16 protein-coding genes and 1 pseudogene are annotated in these 13,590 nt (G+C 69.2%); 6 read left to right on the plus strand and 11 right to left on the minus strand.

The annotated features are described in order from the left end of the window. Window positions 1–91: 91 nt before the first annotated feature. Complete coding sequence (locus tag ACQ3HE_RS09255) at window positions 92–805, plus strand: SDR family oxidoreductase (protein ID WP_430892375.1); 714 nt, start codon at window positions 92–94, stop codon at window positions 803–805. 70 nt (window positions 806–875) lie between these two features. Here ACQ3HE_RS09255 and ACQ3HE_RS09260 read toward each other — a convergent pair whose 3' ends face one another. The 4 genes and pseudogenes from ACQ3HE_RS09260 to ACQ3HE_RS09275 form a co-directional block, all read right to left on the minus strand. Then, window positions 876–1,868 carry an NADP-dependent oxidoreductase gene (locus ACQ3HE_RS09260; protein ID WP_430892376.1) on the minus strand — a complete coding sequence of 331 codons (993 nt, stop codon included), beginning with the start codon at window positions 1,866–1,868 and terminating at the stop codon, window positions 876–878. 123 nt (window positions 1,869–1,991) lie between these two features. Beyond that, window positions 1,992–3,935, minus strand: coding sequence for a hypothetical protein (locus tag ACQ3HE_RS09265; protein WP_430893092.1), 1,944 nt, complete (start codon window positions 3,933–3,935; stop codon window positions 1,992–1,994). 36 nt (window positions 3,936–3,971) lie between these two features. Then, window positions 3,972–4,082: pseudogene (locus ACQ3HE_RS09270) on the minus strand (DUF2510 domain-containing protein); the annotation flags it as partial. Window positions 4,083–4,299: 217 nt separating this feature from the next. After that, the gene (locus tag ACQ3HE_RS09275) at window positions 4,300–4,926 is read right to left on the minus strand and encodes a LysE family transporter (RefSeq protein ID WP_430892377.1); all 627 of its coding nucleotides are present in this window, start codon (window positions 4,924–4,926) and stop codon (window positions 4,300–4,302) included. 70 nt (window positions 4,927–4,996) lie between these two features. On the opposite strand from ACQ3HE_RS09275, the gene ACQ3HE_RS09280 reads away from it, so the two are divergent. Beyond that, the gene (locus tag ACQ3HE_RS09280) at window positions 4,997–5,416 is read left to right on the plus strand and encodes an Lrp/AsnC family transcriptional regulator (RefSeq protein ID WP_430892378.1); all 420 of its coding nucleotides are present in this window, start codon (window positions 4,997–4,999) and stop codon (window positions 5,414–5,416) included. A 45-nt stretch (window positions 5,417–5,461) separates the two neighbouring features. Here the strand turns inward: ACQ3HE_RS09280 and ACQ3HE_RS09285 are convergent, their stop codons facing one another. The 4 genes from ACQ3HE_RS09285 to ACQ3HE_RS09300 form a co-directional block, all read right to left on the minus strand. Continuing rightward, window positions 5,462–5,998, minus strand: a complete 537-nt coding sequence (locus tag ACQ3HE_RS09285; RefSeq protein WP_430892380.1) for an MOSC domain-containing protein — start codon at window positions 5,996–5,998, stop codon at window positions 5,462–5,464. A 41-nt stretch (window positions 5,999–6,039) separates the two neighbouring features. After that, the gene (locus ACQ3HE_RS09290; protein WP_430892382.1) at window positions 6,040–6,636 is read right to left on the minus strand and encodes a gamma carbonic anhydrase family protein; all 597 of its coding nucleotides are present in this window, start codon (window positions 6,634–6,636) and stop codon (window positions 6,040–6,042) included. A gap of 36 nt (window positions 6,637–6,672) precedes the next feature. Beyond that, a complete protein-coding gene (locus tag ACQ3HE_RS09295; protein ID WP_086473149.1) occupies window positions 6,673–7,179 on the minus strand; it encodes a GNAT family N-acetyltransferase in 507 nt (168 codons plus the stop codon). A 109-nt stretch (window positions 7,180–7,288) separates the two neighbouring features. Then, complete coding sequence (locus tag ACQ3HE_RS09300; protein ID WP_192019422.1) at window positions 7,289–7,744, minus strand: Lrp/AsnC family transcriptional regulator; 456 nt, start codon at window positions 7,742–7,744, stop codon at window positions 7,289–7,291. 99 nt (window positions 7,745–7,843) lie between these two features. Here ACQ3HE_RS09300 and ACQ3HE_RS09305 point away from each other — a divergent pair, with 99 nt between their 5' ends. Next, a complete protein-coding gene (locus ACQ3HE_RS09305) occupies window positions 7,844–8,395 on the plus strand; it encodes an RBBP9/YdeN family alpha/beta hydrolase (protein WP_430892383.1) in 552 nt (183 codons plus the stop codon). Here ACQ3HE_RS09305 and pdxR read toward each other — a convergent pair. Further along, window positions 8,352–9,710: a MocR-like pyridoxine biosynthesis transcription factor PdxR gene (gene pdxR, locus ACQ3HE_RS09310; protein WP_430893080.1), complete on the minus strand. Its 1,359-nt coding sequence runs from the start codon at window positions 9,708–9,710 to the stop codon at window positions 8,352–8,354. The genes ACQ3HE_RS09305 and pdxR overlap by 44 nt on opposite strands. 97 nt (window positions 9,711–9,807) lie before the next feature. Between pdxR and ACQ3HE_RS09315 the strand changes: the two genes are divergently transcribed. Next, entirely contained in the window at window positions 9,808–10,647 is an 840-nt protein-coding gene (locus tag ACQ3HE_RS09315; protein ID WP_430892385.1) for an NAD-dependent epimerase/dehydratase family protein, read from the plus strand. Continuing rightward, window positions 10,644–10,994: a putative antibiotic biosynthesis monooxygenase gene (locus ACQ3HE_RS19425; RefSeq protein ID WP_488609605.1), complete on the plus strand. Its 351-nt coding sequence runs from the start codon at window positions 10,644–10,646 to the stop codon at window positions 10,992–10,994. Before ACQ3HE_RS09315 ends, ACQ3HE_RS19425 begins: the two co-directional genes overlap by 4 nt. Here the strand turns inward: ACQ3HE_RS19425 and ACQ3HE_RS09320 are convergent. Next, the gene (locus tag ACQ3HE_RS09320) at window positions 10,932–11,600 is read right to left on the minus strand and encodes a TetR-like C-terminal domain-containing protein (RefSeq protein ID WP_430892387.1); all 669 of its coding nucleotides are present in this window, start codon (window positions 11,598–11,600) and stop codon (window positions 10,932–10,934) included. The two genes, ACQ3HE_RS19425 and ACQ3HE_RS09320, sit on opposite strands and share 63 nt — an antisense overlap. 60 nt (window positions 11,601–11,660) lie before the next feature. Between ACQ3HE_RS09320 and ACQ3HE_RS09325 the strand changes: the two genes are divergently transcribed. After that, a complete protein-coding gene (locus tag ACQ3HE_RS09325) occupies window positions 11,661–13,052 on the plus strand; it encodes an MFS transporter (RefSeq protein ID WP_430892389.1) in 1,392 nt (463 codons plus the stop codon). Window positions 13,053–13,082: 30 nt separating this feature from the next. Here ACQ3HE_RS09325 and ACQ3HE_RS09330 read toward each other — a convergent pair whose 3' ends face one another. After that, window positions 13,083–13,553, minus strand: a complete 471-nt coding sequence (locus tag ACQ3HE_RS09330) for a hypothetical protein (RefSeq protein WP_430892391.1) — start codon at window positions 13,551–13,553, stop codon at window positions 13,083–13,085. Window positions 13,554–13,590: the final 37 nt, after the last annotated feature.

Consider the following 13,590-nt stretch of genomic DNA (forward strand, 5'->3'; position numbering starts at 1 on the left):
AGCATAGTCACTGGATCGCGGCATCGCTGGATGTCGCTCATTGTTCCACGACCACTTCGGAACCACTCACTCGAACAGAACGGTCAGCCACATGCCCTCACTCAACGGAGCAGTCGTCCTCGTCACCGGCGCGAACGGCGGCATCGGGACCAACTTCGTCCGCGACGCCCTCGAACGCGGCGCCAGCAAGGTCTACGCCACGGCTCGGAGCCCGCGCACCTGGGACGACGAGCGTGTCGTCCCGCTCCCACTCGACGTCACCGACCCCGCTTCGATCGCCGCCGTCGTCGCCTCGGCCCCCGACGTCACGATCCTCATCAACAACGCCGGCACGAACGCGTCGACGCCCGGCATCCTGTCGCACACCGACGAGGAGATCCGCACCAACGTGGAGACCAACTTCCTCGGCCCGCTCTTCCTCGCTCGCGCGTTCGCTCCGATCCTCGCCGCCAACACCGGATCCGCGATCATCGACATCCACTCCGCCCTCAGCTGGTACGCCGTCGCCGGCATCTACAGCGCCACGAAGGCCGCGCTCTGGTCGGCGACCAACTCACTGCGCCTCGAACTCGCCCCCGCTGGCGTGCATGTCGTCGGCGTGCATGTCGGCTATGTGGACACGGCCATGGCCGCCGGCGCGACCGACCCGAAGCTCGACCCCGCCGTCCTCGTGACGAAGGTGCTCGACGCGACGGAGGCCGGCGAGTACGAAGTCCTCGCTGACGACACCTCGGTGCAGCTGAAGGCCGGGCTCAGCGCCACACTCGAGGCGGTCTACCCGCAGCTCGCAGCAGTGCGCAGCTGACGCTCCGAGAGCGCGCAAAACGCTCCCAAGCACGACGTTTGGGAGCATTTTGCGCGCTTTCGTCCGCGGGCTACGCCACGATGACGGCTTTCCCACGGATGCCGCCACCGGCGAGCGAGCCGAGGGCCTCCACCGTGTCATGGAAGGGGAACACCCGTCCGACGACGGGATGGATCGCGCCGCTGTCGACGAGGGCGGTGATCTCCCGCAGCTGGTCACCACTCGCCCGCATGAGGAGGAACCGATAGTTCACGCCGAGCCGCTTGGCCTGCCTGCGGATCTTGCCGCTGAGTGCGGAGATCGCGAGCCGGAGCACCGCGTTGAGGCCGGCGGAGCGGGCGAAGTCCGGGGTCGGTGGTCCGGCGATACCGACGGCCGTCCCGCCGCGCTTGAGAATGCGGAGCGACTTCTCGAGGTTCTCGCCGCCGATGCTGTCGAGCACGAAGTCGTGCCCCTGGAGGAGCTGCTCGAAATCCTCGGTGCGGTAGTCGATCACGGTGTCCGCGCCGAGTTCGCGCACGAAGTCCGCGTTGGCGGCACTGGCCGTCGTCGCGACCTCAGCACCGAGCTGCTTGGCGAGTTGGATCGCGATCGACCCGACCCCGCCCGCACCGGCGTGGATGAGGACCTGCTGACCAGGCTGAACGTCGCCGAGCTCGACGAGGGCCTGCCAGGCGGTCAGTGCGACGAGCGGCAGGGATCCTGCCTCCACCATGCTGATCGACGCCGGCTTGAGCGCGAGATCCGCCTCTGCGACGGCGATGCGCTCGGCGAAGGTCCCGATCCGGTGATCACGAGGACGCGCGTAGACCTCGTCGCCGGGCTTGAAGCCGCTGACCTGCGCACCGACGCGGATGACGGTGCCGGCGACGTCATGGCCGAGGATGATCGGCAACTGGTACGGCAGGATCTGCTTGAACTCGCCGAGACGGATCTTCTCGTCGAGTTGGTTGAGGCCGGCGGCCCGCACCTGCACCAGGACGTCGCCGGCGCCGACGACGGGCTCGGGCACCTCGGTCTCGTGCAGTGGGGACGCATAGCTCGAGATGGTGAACGCCCTCATGGGTGGGGGCTCCTTCCGGGTCGATTCCCCGGATTGACCCGAGTTAGCTCAATTATGAGCAGACTCAGTTATTTTGTCAAGAAGCCCCCACAGCCACCCCGACGCCCAACTCCCCCAACCACTTCACGCCCCGACCGCGGCGTTCGCGAGCGCGTTGAAGGCGTAGGAGTAGCTCGCACACACGCCGAGCCCCTGCAGCAGCGTCCCGGTGGCGTTCCAGGCGTACTCGTAGCCGACCGGGACCCCGTCGAACGCGTCGCCCTGCAGGGTCGCGAAGGCGGTGTCGTCGTACTCAGCATTCGAGACGAGCCACTCGTTGAGCGCGGTGACCTTCTCCCGATCACTCAGCCCCTCGGGTGCCACTGCCGCCACGACCTCGTCGACGCGTTGCTTGAGTTGCGCCTGCAGCGCCGCCACCTCGTCGTTCGGCAGCGAATACGTCACGAGCAGGGTGTCTCCCCCGTCGCGGAGTCCGACGTAGCTGACGTTGAAGACGTAGGGGTTCTGGGCCCGCGCCTCGTACACGGCGTCGTACGGGTCGGGCGCTCCCGGAGTGTCGACGAACTCGGAGATGTCGATCGACTTCGTCTGGGCGATCAGGTGCCCGGCGAGGAACCGGGTGAACTCGGTGCTGCCGTAGACCGGGTAGTCGGTGGGTGGCACCTCGGACACCGGTTCGGCGTCGGTGTTCTCGGGTGCCACGAAGGCGTCGAACCGCGGCATGCCGGTCGGCGGGGCAGCCTCCTGCGCTGCGGCGTTGAACTGGGCGATGGCTGCGACCGGGTCGGGGGTCGACCGCTTCGTGATCGGGATCCACTCCCCCAGCTGCGTGTTGCGCCCACGGAGCGGGACGACCCATCGATCGCCGTAGTCGAGCACGGCGCTGTCATCGAGGTACGCGACGGTCGAGCGGGTGCGCCCGTCGACGGAGACGAACGGCAGCACCTTCTGCACGTTCTCGATGCCCTCGATGTAGCCGCTGGCACCCCAGTTCTTCAGCGCCCGCGTGGAGTTCGACGCGACCTCGAGCGGTAGGAATCCGGCGGAGCGGGTGAAGTCGTACGGCTTGTACGGGGAGAAGGCTGTTCCGTCGGTGGCGATCACGCCGAGGTCGAACCCGATCGTCTCGGCGGCGATCTCCTCCTCGCCGGCGTCCTGCTCCTCGCCGCCGGTCACGTCGTCCTCGGTCTGCGAACGGTAGTTGTAGGCCTGCAGCCCGATGTTCTGACGACTGACGAAGGGGGCTTCCTTCGCCTCGAAGCTCTCGGTGTCGCCAGCGGAGGACCACTCGGTCCCGTCGACCTCGGCCACCAGCTTGAAGACGCCGTCACCCCGCTTGGTGACCTCGTGGTGCACGATCAGGTAGGTGTCGGCGCCTTCCACCGACTCCCAGGACAGCGTGACACCGCCGCTGTCGTCGGCCGCCCCGAAGGTCACCTCGGGTGCCGCGTACTCCGACTCGACGGTGAACTTGGTCACGAGCGGCTTGTCCCGCTCGGTGCCGTCCTTCTCGAGCCGACTTACGAGGAAGTACTCGTCGTGCAGGCCCCAGCGGCCGCGGGACGCTCCGGCTTCGTCGAGGATTTCCGCCTCAGTCTTCCCGAACGTCTTCCCGAGTTCGGTTCCGGAGATCGTGACGCCGCCACCGGAGTCGGACTGGTACACCGAGTACTCGGCCTGCTTCGTCAGGGCCGCGTCGTAGAAGACCTGGAACGCCCACGGGGGTGCGTTGCCGCCGCGGTCGAGGTCGTCGGCGTCCGCCCGCTTCTTGTTCTCTGCCTTCACGTCGTAGTCGACGTCGATCTCGAACTCGTGGTCGCGTTCGAGGCCCGCCTGTGGGGCGGTGAAGTCGTAGAGTGCGGACTGGTCGGTGGTGATACGGCCCTCGTCGCCGCCGGTCACGGCAGGGACCACGACGAACGCCGCCACGACGGCGAGCGCGGCCGCGATAGCGACACTCCCGGTGACGATGCCGATCGTCCGGCCCCGCCGTTTGCCAGGACGCTTCGGCTGGTGTGGCTGCTGCGGCTGACGCTGAGCCTGCTGTGGGGCTGGTGGCTGCTGCACGGGTCGTGGCTGCGATGGCGGCTGCTGCTGCGGAACTCCGCTGTGCACCTGCGGGGTCCACTCCGAGCCGTTCCAGTACCGCTGCCCGGTCGGGTTCCACGGGTCCGCATACCAACCGGCCGGCGTACCCCCACGCGATTCCGTCACCCGACATCCCCCTTCAATCCGAACGCATCACTGCGATGACCCCATCAAAGCAACGCAACATACGATATTCGATTCACGGGAATCGGGAAGCGAATCGGCCCGCCGTCACCGCACGACCTCGAGCGGTCAGATCGTCGCGCCGACGTCCCGGAACGCCTGCGGGGACGTGCCGGTGAGGCGCTGATCGCCGGACGAGCCGACGCTCACAGGGCGAAGATCACAGCGCCTGGATGATGAGGGCGACACCGAATGCGACGATCAGGCCGTTGCCGACGATGGCCGTCCTTTTCCGGAACGCCGGTCCCATCCTCCGCCGCAGTCCGGCTCCGAGCGCGACCAGCAGCGTCTGCCAGCAGAAGGATGCGAGCCCGACACCCACGATGAAGGCGGCCGCCGTCGACCCTGATGCCGTGAACTCGGCGAGCCCGGTCAGGATCGCCGCGAAGTACACCAGCGTGGCCGGGTTGATCGCCGTCAGGCCGAGGAAGAGCAGGTACCGCTGACGCGAGGTGCCCGAGCGGCCTGCGGGCCGTTCCCCGGCTGACGGCTTCGCACGGAGGCCCTGCAGGAGACCGTGCACTCCGAGTGCGACGACAGCGACACCACCGAGGAGCTGCGGCCAGGGAGACCAGCCGATCACGATGGGACCGGCGAGCGCACCGGCAGCGACGGCTGCCGTGCAGTACGACACGTCCACCGTCGCCACAGCGGCGGCCGCAGGCAGTCCACTGCGCAGCCCGCGGGTGATGCCCTCCTGGAGGAGCAGCATCCCGATCGCCCCGAGCGGAGCGGCAAGAGCGAGGCCGGCGACGGACCCGGAGAGGAGGGCGAGGAGGACATCCATGCTGACGACTCTGGTGCAGTGCACCGGTCACGACAGTGCGTTCCGGCAGTGAGACGGCATACTGTGTCGCATGGATGCGCTCGACAGTGAAATCATCGATGTTCTGCGGGTCGACGGGCGGATATCGTTCAGTGAGCTCGGTCGCCAGATCGGCTTGAGCACGAATGCGACGGCGGCCCGTGTGCGTCGCCTGGAGCACAGCGGCGTCATCACCGGGTACCGTGCGATCCTCGGCTCCGATGCCCCGGTCGCCGAGGACGGCTTGGAGGCGTTCATCGACGTCCGACTCGACCCCGCGCGCAAGTCGGAGGAGTTCCTGGAGTGGACCCGCCGGATCCCCGAGATCAAAGACGCGGTGCACGTCACCGGTGCCTACGACTACCTCGTCCACATCCGCGTCGCCGGCACCGCCTCCCTCGACCGCCTCCTCCGCAGCATGAAGAACGACGGAGGGGCGACCCACACGCAGACGCGGCTGGCACTCCGGTAGGCGGGAACCACGCGCGCCGTCGCATCGCGCTACCGCGGCCTGGCTCTACACCGGCTCGAGGGGTTCGCGGGCTCCGTCCGGCAGCTCCACGGTGATCGGGTCACCGGGCTGCACGACACCGCCGACGAGCACCACACCCATGACTCCCGTCTTGCGGACGGTGCGACCCTCCGCGTCGGTGCCGACGACCTGCTTGAGCAGGCCTGGTTCGTGGCGGTCGATCTGGACACACGGGTTCCGCAGCCCCGTCACCTGAACGACGGCATCGGTTCCGAGTCGGAGCACTGCACCCGCGGGGAGGTCGAGGAGGTCCAGCCCCTCGGTGGTGATGTTCTCGCCCAGCTCACCCGGAGTGAGGTCGGCGTCCACCTCCGCGAACAGCTCCCGGTGGATCAGGTGGACCTGCCGGAGGTTGGGCTGCGAGGGGTCTCGTCTCACCCGGGATCGATGCTGCACCGTCGCACCGAAATGCGCGTCTCCCTCGACACCCAGCCCGGCGACGAGCGTGATCGCGTCCCGTCGCGGCTTGGAGAAACGGTGCTCATCATCGCTGCTGACCGAGACGACACGGGCGTTTGTCATCACCCCAGTCTGCATGGGGGAAGCGCGGAACTCCACAGGCCTCAGCGACCGACGGACTCGTCGCCTGCGTGGGCCCCGTAGAACTCGGATTGCCGCCGCATGAGCTCGCGCATCGACACCTCGGGTCCGACGCCGTACACGGTCCCGCCGAAGTCGAGCTGTCGCTGGATCGCCCAGATCTCATCGTGACGTTCGGGCGGGAGGATCGATGCCGGCGTTCCGACCGCGACCCATCCGATGGGAACCATGGCACCCGGCTCCAGCACGGTGTTGACCTGGACGACACCGTTGATCCGGACTTCAGCACCGTGCCCGACTCGGCTGCCGGGGAACAGCGAGGCACCCGTGGCGATGAACGCCTCGTCGGCCACCACGCTGCCGTTGACGTGCGTGTGCGGCCCGATCATGACGGCGGCTCCGATGAGCGCTGGGTGACCGGACCGTCCGCGGATCAGGGCGTGCTCCATGACGACGGTGTCCTCGCCGATGACGACCTCGCCGTCTTCGGCGGACACCACCGCACCGTGCAGGATCCGAGCACCCGCCTCGATCCTGACATCGCCCACGATCATGGCGGACGACGCGACGGTCGCGGTCTCGTGGATCGACGGTTCGCAGTCCCGGTGTCTGATCAGCATGCGCTCACGATAGCGAAGGCGCCCGGTCCCGGATGGTCAGCGGTGCAGGATCACCTGGTACAGGTTGTGGTCCTGCCAGGTGCCGGCGATCCGCAGATAGGACGGCGCCATGCCGATGTGCTCGAACCCGGCTTTGCGGAGCACCCGTTGCGAACCGTGGTTGTGCAGCAGGGTGCTCGCCTCGACCCGGTGCAGGCCGAGATCGTCGCGCGCCACCCGGACGATCGCCTGCACGGCCGCCGTCGCGAGGCCCTTACCCGCGTACTCCGCGTCCACCCAGTAGCCCAACCCGGCGTTCTGGAACGGGCCGCGGACGATCCCCGACACGTTGAACCGGCCCACGATGGTCGAGCCGTCGAACAGGCCGAGGGAGTATCCGGTCCCGGCGGCACTCGACGCGAGCTTGCTGGTGAGGTCCGCCGATTGCCCGGCCTCGGTGAAGAACTCGTCGGATCGAGCCGGCTCCCACGGCGCCAGATGGTCGCGGTTCCGCGAGTACGCCGCAGCGAGCTCCTTCGCATCGCCGAGCCCCAAGGGCCGCATGTCGATTCCGTCGCCGACGCTGATCGCTGTGAACACCCGTCAACGGTAGTCGCCGCCGGGTGCACTCGACCACCCCGATGCGACGAGGAGTGGTACCGCTGACGGAGACTCAGCGGCTGGCGATGGGGTGGGCCGGGTACTCGCGCAGCACCAGGGCCGTGCTGACAGGACCGAACCGGCCGATGGCGTCGATGATCTGCTCGAGGCGTTCCGGCGAGGGCGCGTGCACATCGAGGACGAAACAGTCTTCGCCGGTCACTCGGTAGATCCGGTGGATCTCCGGCAGCTCGTCGAACTGGGTCAGTGACGCCTGGATCTGCGCGTGGGTCGTCCGCAGTCGGACGACGGCGTGCGTCGTGAGCCCGAGCTTCTGCGGCGACACCCGAGCTCCGTAGCCGGTGATGTACCCGGCGAGCTCGAGCTTGCGGACCCTCGCCGACACCGCCGGCTGGGACAGATGCACGAGCCGGGCGAGGTCGGTCATCGTGGTCCGCCCGTCGACCTGGAGCACGTCGAGGATCGTCTGATCCGTTCGATCGAAGGAAAGCGAAGCATCGTCCGTCATCTGCTTAGTAAACAACGGATGATGACGCTCCAGCTGCTGAGACCGAGGGTTCGACTGGCACGCTGAGGGCAGATCGCCCGACCACGACGAAGGAATCCCATGTCGATCATCACCATGCCCGGGATCGGTGGATCCGACGACGCCCACTGGCAATCCCAGTGGGAGCGCGACACGCCTGCGATCCGCCGGTTCGCACCGGCCTCCTGGGACGAACCGGACCTCGACGACTGGTCCGCCGCCCTCGACCGAGCGGTGGCGGACGAACCGGCGATCCTGGTCGCGCACAGCCTCTCGTGTCTGCTGGCCGTCCGCTGGGCGGCGGCGAACCCTGCACGAGTCGCCGGGCTGTTCCTCGTCGCCGCCCCCGATCCCGACGGGCCGCGGTTCCCGAGGGTCGCCGCTGCGTTCGCCGAGGATCTCGATGTCCGGCCATCCGCACCCGCGCTGCTCGTGACCAGTGACGACGACCCGTACTGTTCGGAGGCACGCGCGGCCGGGTTCGCCGCAACGTGGGGCGTGCCTCGGATCACTATCGGGCGCCAGGGCCACGTGAACTCGGCCAGTGGACTCGGCGCCTGGCCGGAGGGCCGGCGACTGCTGACCGCGTTCAGCGCGGGGGTCGGGAGTCGCGATCGGTCAGCAGCGACGTGAGAGCCGTGATCGCAGGTTCGAACCGCGCTCGCGACGGCGTGGCGAACCCGACGACGAGGGCCTCCGGGCGCTCGTGGCTCCGGGTGTAGCGCGCGAGGCGGTGGACGCCGACGTGATCGGGTTGGGACTCGAGCCGGGACAGCACCGTCGGGGCGGCATCGCCGAGCGGAATGAGGCCGTGTAGCCCGGCGGCAAGACCGGGGACCTCGAGACCGACGCTGCGCAGCGCCTGCTGGAGATGGGTGCGACGGCGGGCGTACTCGCGGCGCTGACGGCGGATGTGGCGCTCGTACTCGCCGGTCCTGATGAGGTCGGCGAGAGCCAGTTGGTTCAGCATCGGAGCGCCGCCCGTGAGCGCTTCGGACGCATCGACGACCGGACGCACGAGGTCGCGCGGCAACGCGAGCCACCCGAGGCGGAGGTCTGGAGCGAGGGTCTTGCTCACGCTGCCGGCGTAGACCACGCGCTCCGGTGCCGACCGTTGCAACGCGGCGACCGGCCGGCGGTCGAAGCGGAACTCGCCGTCGTAGTCGTCTTCGACGATGAACCCTCTGTCGTTCGCCATCGCCCAGTCGACGACGAGTCGACGTCGCGCCGGGGCCAACGCCCCACCCAGTGGGAACTGGTGCGACGGCGTCAGCACGACGGTGTCCGTGCGGGCATCGAGCCGACCGAGGTCCGCGCCGTCCTCGTCCACGACGAGGTCGGACACGGAGAACCCCGACGTCGACCATGGGCGTTCGATGCCGAACAGCGACGGGTCCTCGATCGCGACGGACGACGCTCCGCCTGCCGCGAGCGCTGCCGCGAGGAGCGTGCTGGCAGTCCGGTAGCCGGCGCAGATCACGATGGCGTCAGCGGTCGTCTCCACCCCGCGAGCGCGGGCGAGGTATGAGGCGAGTTCGGATCGCAGCGCCATGCTGCCGGCACGGTCGGAGTCGATGTCGGCAGCTGCGGCGCCGGCGCGCCGGATGGCGGTGAGCCAACGCGCGGTCGGAAAGGACCCCACCTCAGGTCGCCCCGGCCTGAGGTCGAACTCCGGTCCGGCACTCGCTGGCGTCCGGCTTTCGCTGTGGAGCGGCGCGACGCTGCGCGCGACGAACGTGCCCGCCCGGGCTCTGGCCTCGAGAACACCTTCGGCGACGAGGTCGTCGGTGACGGCCACGATCGTGTTGCGAGCCACCCCGAGCTCGAGCGCGAGTTCCCGGGACGATGGCAATCGCATACCGGGTCGAGCCCGTCCATCGGCGATCGCAGTCCGGATGGCGTGTTCGACGGCTCGGGTCTTCGGCAACGTCGGGTCCAGCTGGAGCATCAGGTCCACTGGACCAGGATATGCGACTCGTTCTGGCCCTCATCATCGGTCCACCGGCGGAATAGGGTCGAATCGTATCTTCTGGAAGGACGTGCTCATGCGGGTGTTCATCGCGGGCGGATCAGGCGTGCTCGGGCGCGCGCTCATCCCGATGCTCAGGGCAGCAGGCCACGAGGTGATCGCGACGACCCGGTCGCTCTCGAAGTTCGCGCGCGTCGCCGACACCGGGGCGACACCGGTCCTGCTGGACGTCCTCGACCGGACCGCGACGGTGCGGGCAGTGGTCGACACCCGGCCGGACGCGATCGTGCACCTCCTGACCGATCTGACCGCGGGAGACCCACGGAGCAACGCACGATTGCGCACCGCGGGCACCCGTCACCTCGTCGACGCAGCTCACGAGGCCGGAACGTCACGGATGGTCGCGGAGAGCATCTCCTGGGTCCACTCCCCCTGTCGTGAGCCCGCGACGGAGTCCGATCCGCTCGATCTGGACGCACCGGAGCCCCGGCAGACGACGATCTCCGCGGTGCGTGCCCTCGAGAGCGCCGTGCAGGAGCTCCACGACGGCGGGGTCCTCCGGTTCGGCCAGCTCTACGGGCCCGGAACCTGGTATTCGACCGCCGGACGCTTCGGTGACGCCGCCCGTGCGGGCGAGCTCCCGGCCACGGAGACCGTCACCTCGTTCGTGCACACCTCCGACGCCGCCGCGGCGCTCCTGCTCGCGCTCGGATGGGGTCGCGGGACGTGGAACATCGTCGACGACGAGCCCGCCAGCGGCCACGAGTGGGTGCCGCAGTTCGCCGCTGCAGTCGGCGCGCCGCCGCCGACGTCATCGATCTCAGGCGAAATCGGCCGACCGGTGTCGAACGCGGCCGCCAGAGCGGCAGGTCTCACGTTGCGGTACCCGAGCTGGCGCGACGGGTTCTTCGCGTGAATCGGCACCGATTCCGTCGCGGATCCTGGCGGCAGGCCGTCGTCACCCTCGCCGGGGTCCTACCGATGAGCGTCGCGTTGAACATCGGCCTCGACCCGCTCACCAGCGACTGGCCCCGCTTGGCCACGGTCGTCGCCAACGCGACCGTCCTCGTCGTGTCCCTCACGTGGGTCCTCCTACCGGCGCTCCATTGGGCGACGGGCGGGTGGGCCGCACCGCACCCGACTCCGTCAGCCGACCTCGCGGAGCCTGGACGCGACGTCGCAGACGTTCTGTCGCCGCGATCAGGCGCCACCGGTGCTCGATGCGGCGGGCCGCGCTCGGTGGTGGCGCTGCCAGTCGACTGACGCGACGCCGTTCAGGACGCTCAGCACGGCCCGTTCGGCCAGGCCGTCGTCGATCGGCTGGTGCCCGAAGAAGGCGCGGTAGTAGAGGGGGGCCGCCAGGAGGTCGAGCGTGAGTTCCATGTCGAGGCCGCCCTGGATGTCGCCACGCTCGACCGCGTGTTCGAGCACCGCTCGCGAGGTCGTCCGGCGGGCCTCGAAGTAGTCACGGCGGAAGACCTCACGCAACGCCGGATCCGCCTCGAGGTCGGAAACGAGCCCCGGAAGCGCCCGGGTGATCGGGGAGTCCTGGAAGGCGTCCGCCAGGGTGGAGATGCCGGTGATCAGGTCGCAGTGGACGCACCCGGTGTCGGGCGTCGGCGTCGTGCCGAGCACGGAGATGAGGGTGTGCACGACAACCCCGGGCAGGCTCCCCCAGCGGCGCCGCAACGCCGGTTTGCTCGTGCCGGCAGCCGCCGCGACCCCCTCGAGCGTCAGGGCACTGTAGGGCACCGTGGCGAGCATCTCCACGACTGCGGCGGTCGCTCTCGCGTCGATCGTCGTGTCGCGCGGGCGACCCGGCAGTGGCGGGCTCGTCGCGGACGCATCCACACGCTCCGTTTGCTCCATTCCATGATCGTACTCTAGATTCATTACGTTCCGTAGTGGAATGAAAGCAGAGGAGTGGCGATGACCGACGACGACACCGGAGGGGTCTTCTCACCACGGTTCAGCGGCTTCACGATCGGCATCCTCGCGAGCGTCGGTGCGGTGGCGTTCGAATCGCTCGGCGTCGCGACGATCCTCCCGGCGGTCGCCGAGGAGCTCGGCGGCCTGGGCGGCTACGGCTGGGGGCTCTCGGCGCTCATGCTGGCCAACATCGTCGGCACCGTCGTCGCAGGCACCGACATCGACCGACGAGGACCGGCCCGAACCGTCCTCGTCGGCACCATCGTCTTCGCGCTCGGCTGCCTGCTCGCGGGACTCGCCCCGGGGTGGGGCGTCTTCATCGCGGCCCGCGCCCTCCAGGGCCTGGGCATCGGCGCCATCATGGCCTACGCCTACAGTCTCGTCGGCATCGCCTACCCGGCACGGTTGCAGGCCGTGATGTTCGCGTTCCTCTCCTCGGCCTGGACGATTCCGTCGCTCATCGGACCGGTGTTCGCCGGAGCGCTGACCTCGCTGCTCGACTGGCGCGTCGTCTTCTGGTCGATCGCACCGCTCACGCTCGTCCTCCTCCCGCTCGTGCTCCCCGGCGCCCGGCGGCTGTCGCGTCCGGAACAGCGCTCGACATCCGGCTCACGGCGTCGCCTCCCGGCACCGGTGTGGTTCTCGATCCTGCTCGCCGTCGGCACTGGAGCCGTGCTCCTCGGGCTCGAACTGGACGCCCTCCCCGCCCTCGTGGCGCTGGTCGTCGGCGGACTCGTCGGCGCCGTCCTGGCGCTGCGGTGGATCCTGCCGTCCGGAACCCTCCGGCTCCGCCGCGGCGCCCCGGTGGGGATCGTCATCCGCTTCATCCTCTGCGGTGTCTACTTCGGTTCGGAGGCCTTCCTGCCGCTCGGCTTGACGAGTGTCCACGGACTCGACGTCACCCTCGCCGGCCTGGGTCTAGCCGCCGGCGCGCTCGCTTGGACCGTCGGGTCGTTCGTGCAGGCGCGGATCGACACTGCGCGGCCCGGCAGACGCGCACGGTCGACGCGCGCCGGCATCCTCGCGCTCGTCGGCGGCGAGGCACTCATGGGCGTCGCCGTCGCACTGCCTGGCGTGTGGCCGGGCTGGGCCATCGTCGGCTGGACCATCGCCGGGATCGGCATGGGCGTCGCCTTCAACGCCGCGACCTCGGCGACGATGGCGGCGACCCCGGCCGAGACCGCGGGGAGCATCAGCGCGAGTCTGCAGCTCGCACAGACGCTCGCCACCGCGACCATCGCCGGTGTCGGTGGTGCCGTCGTCGCCCGACTCGGAGCGACGACCCCGGCCTTCCTCGCGGTGTTCGGGCTGACCGCAGCACTCGGACTCCTCGGCGTCCTGCTCGCCGGACGACTGGACACGGCGAAGGCGGGCGAAGGCCTACGACGGTGAGCGCAGCGTGCGACCGGCGCTCCGACGTGATCAGCGGACGCTGCAGGGCCCCGAGGCGGACAACACGATGACCGGGCCCACTTCGGGCGCGTCGGCGAACTCCCCGAGACGCAGGTAGAACCCGTCGTCAGACGTGAACGCCACGGCCCGAGTGGCGTCTGACGATCCATCCGCGGCGACCTTCTTCTCCACCTTCCATCCCGCGCGTCCGGCGTACATGGCGGCCGCATCGTCCAACCAGGCGGCACGGTCGAAGTCCGCTGCGACGCTGATCGTCAGGATCCCGTTGAACTGCGCGGCGCCACCGGTGCACTGGATGTCGACGTCGTCCTCGGCCCCCGTCGACACGCTGTCGGCAGGCAGCGTCGCCTCGAACTCGGCACGGAGCGAGAGCGCCTCCGACTTCGTGGTGTCGTAGTCCGGCCTGATCTGCAACGATCCACAGCCTGCGAGCGCGCAGGCGAGGACGATGCCGATGAGGCCGAGCATTGTCCGACGCATGATGCGATCCCTCCCCGAATGGACCAAGGTCTCCAGC

The sequence above is a fragment of the Plantibacter auratus genome (assembly GCF_050587365.1).
Lineage (GTDB): Bacteria > Actinomycetota > Actinomycetes > Actinomycetales > Microbacteriaceae > Plantibacter > Plantibacter auratus.

Coding starts and splice junctions, on each gene's coding strand:
- ACQ3HE_RS09255 (WP_430892375.1), top strand. CDS start 92: ATGCCCTCACTCAACGGAGCAGTCGTCCTCGTCACCGGCGCGAACGGC.
- ACQ3HE_RS09260 (WP_430892376.1), bottom strand. CDS start 1,868: ATGAGGGCGTTCACCATCTCGAGCTATGCGTCCCCACTGCACGAGACC.
- ACQ3HE_RS09275 (WP_430892377.1), bottom strand. CDS start 4,926: ATGGATGTCCTCCTCGCCCTCCTCTCCGGGTCCGTCGCCGGCCTCGCT.
- ACQ3HE_RS09280 (WP_430892378.1), top strand. CDS start 4,997: ATGGATGCGCTCGACAGTGAAATCATCGATGTTCTGCGGGTCGACGGG.
- ACQ3HE_RS09285 (WP_430892380.1), bottom strand. CDS start 5,998: ATGACAAACGCCCGTGTCGTCTCGGTCAGCAGCGATGATGAGCACCGT.
- ACQ3HE_RS09290 (WP_430892382.1), bottom strand. CDS start 6,636: ATGCTGATCAGACACCGGGACTGCGAACCGTCGATCCACGAGACCGCG.
- ACQ3HE_RS09295 (WP_086473149.1), bottom strand. CDS start 7,179: ATGCGGCCCTTGGGGCTCGGCGATGCGAAGGAGCTCGCTGCGGCGTAC.
- ACQ3HE_RS09300 (WP_192019422.1), bottom strand. CDS start 7,744: ATGACGGACGATGCTTCGCTTTCCTTCGATCGAACGGATCAGACGATC.
- ACQ3HE_RS09305 (WP_430892383.1), top strand. CDS start 7,844: ATGTCGATCATCACCATGCCCGGGATCGGTGGATCCGACGACGCCCAC.
- pdxR (WP_430893080.1), bottom strand. CDS start 9,710: ATGCTCCAGCTGGACCCGACGTTGCCGAAGACCCGAGCCGTCGAACAC.
- ACQ3HE_RS09315 (WP_430892385.1), top strand. CDS start 9,808: ATGCGGGTGTTCATCGCGGGCGGATCAGGCGTGCTCGGGCGCGCGCTC.
- ACQ3HE_RS09320 (WP_430892387.1), bottom strand. CDS start 11,600: ATGGAGCAAACGGAGCGTGTGGATGCGTCCGCGACGAGCCCGCCACTG.
- ACQ3HE_RS09325 (WP_430892389.1), top strand. CDS start 11,661: ATGACCGACGACGACACCGGAGGGGTCTTCTCACCACGGTTCAGCGGC.
- ACQ3HE_RS09330 (WP_430892391.1), bottom strand. CDS start 13,553: ATGCGTCGGACAATGCTCGGCCTCATCGGCATCGTCCTCGCCTGCGCG.